The 3,018-nt window shown below is 74.4% G+C and carries 1 protein-coding gene; it reads left to right on the forward strand.

Annotated features, from left to right (window positions below; genetic code table 11):
* Positions 1-3,018 (forward strand): amino acid adenylation domain-containing protein (locus AB0I16_RS35720; protein WP_363253848.1); only part of this gene is annotated, 3,018 nt, incomplete at both ends.

Raw genomic sequence — 3,018 nt, forward strand, 5'->3', positions numbered from 1 at the left:
CGTTGGACGTGGCCGCGCTGGAGGCGGCGCTGGGTGATGTGGCGGACCGGCACGAGAGTCTGCGGACGGTGTTCCCGGACCGCGACGGCGTCCCCAGCCAGCGGGTGCTGGCGGGCGACGAGGGCCACCCGCCCCTGACCGTGGGGCGGACGGACGAGGAACAGCTGGCATCGACGCTCGCCGGGGAACTGGCCGTGGGCTTCGATCTGCGGGTTGATCTGCCGTGGCGTGTCCGGTTGTTGGAGGTGGGTGCGGAGCGGTTCGTGCTGTCGGTGGTGGCGCACCATGTGACGGTCGATGGTTGGTCGATGGGGGTGTTGGCGCGGGATCTTGAGGTGGCGTATGCGGCGCGGTGTGAGGGGCGTGCGCCGGGGTGGGGTCCGTTGGCGGTGCAGTACGCGGATTACGCGTTGTGGCAGCGTGAGGTGCTGGGTGAGCTGGAGGACCCCGGGAGTGTGAGCGGTCGTCAGCTGGCGTATTGGCGGGCGGCGTTGGCGGAGTTGCCGCAGGAGATCGCGCTGCCGGTGGACCGGGCGCGGCCGGCTGTGCCGAGTTTCGAGGGGCGGTTGGTGCCGGTGGCCGCGGGTGCGGGGACGCATGCGCGGTTGGTGGAGCTGGCGGGGCGTGGCCGGGCGACGATGTTCATGGTGGTGCATGCGGCGGTGGGGGTGCTGCTGGCGAAGATGGGCGCGGGCGAGGATGTTCCGTTGGGTACGCCGGTGGCCGGGCGGGGTGAGGCGGCGTTGGAGGAGCTGGCGGGCTTCTTCGTGAACACCCTGGTCCTGCGGACGGACCTCAGTGGTGATCCGACGTTCGCGGAGTTGCTGGAGCGGGTGCGGGCGACGGATCTGGCGGCGTACGCGCATCAGGACGTGCCCTTCGAGCGGCTGGTGGAGGAGCTGAATCCCTCCCGTTCGCTGTCCCGCACCCCGCTGTTCCAGGTGATGCTGGCCCTGCAGAACGTGCCCGAACCGGAGTGGAGGCTGCGGGGCGCGCGCGTGCGGGCGCTGCCGGTGGCCGCGCCGGCCGCACGCTTCGACCTCGCGGTGACCCTCACCGAGCGGCGCGACGAGCAGGGCGCGCCCGCCGGCCTCGACGGTGACGTCCTCCTGGCCGCCGACCTGTTCGACGAGGACACCGCCGGCGCGCTGGCCCAGCGCCTGGTGCGCGTCCTCGACCAGGTCGCCGCCGACCCGGACATCCGCCTCAGTGACGTGGACGTCCTGACGGAGGCCGAACGCGCCCGGCTCGTGGAGGGCTGGAACGACCCGGCGGCCGTGAGCGCGGGCACGTCGGTCCCCGAACTGTTCGCGGAACGGGCACGCCGCTCGCCCGACGCGATGGCGGTCAGGTGCGGTGCCGACGCGGTGTCGTACGGGGAACTGGAGGCGCGCGCGAACCGCCTCGCCCGGTACCTGCGGGGACTCGGTGTCCGCCGCGAGGACCGGGTGGGACTGTGCCTGCCGCGCGGCGTCGACATGGTGGTGGGCGAGCTGGCGGTGTGGAAGGCGGGCGGCGCGTTCGTCCCGCTGGACCCCGAGTACCCGGCGGAGCGGCTGGCCTTCATGGTCGCCGACAGCGGCGCCCGGGTGGTCCTCGGCACGGCCGCCACCGTGGCCGGGCTGCCGGTGGCGGCGCGGTCGGTGACGAAGACGGTGGCGCTGGACGAGGCCGAAACCGGGGCCGCGTGGGCGGCGGCGTCCCCCGCCCCCCTCGGCACGACCCCGCTGCCCGATCAACTCGCCTACGTGATCTACACGTCCGGATCGACGGGGCGCCCCAAGGGCGTGGCCGTGGCCCACGGCGGCGTGGCGAACCTCGCCGAGGCCATGCGGCCCGCGCTGGGCGTGGCCGAGGGCGTGACCGTGCTCCAGTTCGCGTCGTTCAGCTTCGACGCCGCGGTGCTCGACGTGGCGGCGACACTGACCGCGGGCGGCACGCTCGCCGTCGCGTCGGCCACGGAACGCGCCGAACCCGCGGCCCTCGCGCGGATGATCGCCGCGGCCGGGGTGAGCACGGCGAGCGTCGTACCGTCCCTGCTGAGCGTGCTCGACCCGGACACCGTGCCCGGCGTGGCCGACTGGGTCCTCGGCGCCGAACTGCTGACCGCGGACCTGGCGAGCCGGTGGACACGGCGCGCGCGGGTGTGGAACACCTACGGGCCCACCGAGGCGACCGTGATGGCCACGGCCGGACCGGTCGCCCCCGGGATCACGGCGAGCGACGAACCGCCGCCGATCGGCCGCCCCCTCGGGAACGTGCGGCTCCACGTACTCGACTCCCACCTGCGCCCGGTGGCCCCGGGCGTGGTCGGCGAGGCGTACATCGCGGGGCCCGGCGTGGCACGCGGCTACGTGGGGCGGCCGGGGCTGACGGCGGAGCGGTTCGTGGCGTGCCCGTTCGGCGCGGGCGGGCGGATGTACCGCACCGGTGACCTGGCCCGATGGACGGCCGACGGCCAGTTGCTGTTCGCCGGGCGCTCGGACGAGCAGGTGAAGATCCGCGGCTTCCGGGTGGAGCCGGGCGAGGTCGAGGCGGCGCTGTCCGCCCGCCCCGAGGTCAGGCGGGCCGTCGTGGTCGTGCGCGAGGACCGGCCCGGCGACCGGCGCCTGGTCGCCTACCTCGTGCCCGAGGCGCGGCACGAGATCGACCCACGGAAGATCCGCGCCGAAGCCGCCCTGCGCCTCCCCGAGCACATGGTCCCGGCGGCCGTGCTCGTCCTGGACGCACTGCCGCTCACGGTGAACGGCAAGCTGGACCGCGCCGCGCTGCCCGCACCGGACTTCACCGCCCGCACGTCGGGCCGGGAGCCGCGTACGCAGACCGAGGAGATCCTGTGCGGTCTGTTCGGCGAAGTGCTCGGCCTTGAGTGGGTGGGCGCCGATGACGGGTTCTTCGACCTGGGCGGCGATTCACTGCTCGCCATGCGGCTGATCGCGCGGGTGCGGGCCGTGTTCGACGTGGAGGTGGGGATCGGGGAGTTGTTCGGCGCGCCGTCGGTGGCGGGGCTGGCGGGGG

The organism is Streptomyces sp. NPDC050703, from assembly GCF_040654435.1.
GTDB lineage: Bacteria > Actinomycetota > Actinomycetes > Streptomycetales > Streptomycetaceae > Streptomyces.